This window comes from Micromonospora sp. BS32 (assembly GCF_059089345.1).
In genome coordinates, this window is the sequence record NZ_JBSSHR010000180.1 from 1 (window position 1) to 369 (window position 369).

Consider the following 369-nt stretch of genomic DNA (forward strand, 5'->3'; position numbering starts at 1 on the left):
CGCGCGCTGATCCCCCTCGCGTGTGTGGGCCAACCCCCGAAGGAGCTTTCTCCATGAAGACCACCATGCTGCGTAAGAGTGTTCTGGGTATCGCTGGTCTGGCGTTCGCCGGTGGCGTCTTCGCCGGTCCAATGGCCGAGGCGCACGCCGCCCCGGCGGTGGACGCCAAGCCCGTCGCGGTGCAGGCTGACAAGCCGGGTGTGGACAAGGCCAAGTTGATCCCGCACGGTGTGCAGGGCGCGCAGTCGCGCATCGATCTGAACGATGAGCAGACCGCGAATGTGAAGGCGATCATCGCCGGGACGAAGAAGTCGGGTCTGGACGAGCGGGCCGCGGTCATCTCCATCGCCACCAGCCTGCAGGAGTCGA

1 pseudogene is annotated in these 369 nt (G+C 66.4%); it reads left to right on the forward strand.

Going from position 1 to position 369, the window contains the following annotated elements:
- Positions 1-53: 53 nt before the first annotated feature.
- Positions 54-369: pseudogene (locus AC5RWQ_RS30805) on the forward strand (hypothetical protein); the annotation flags it as partial.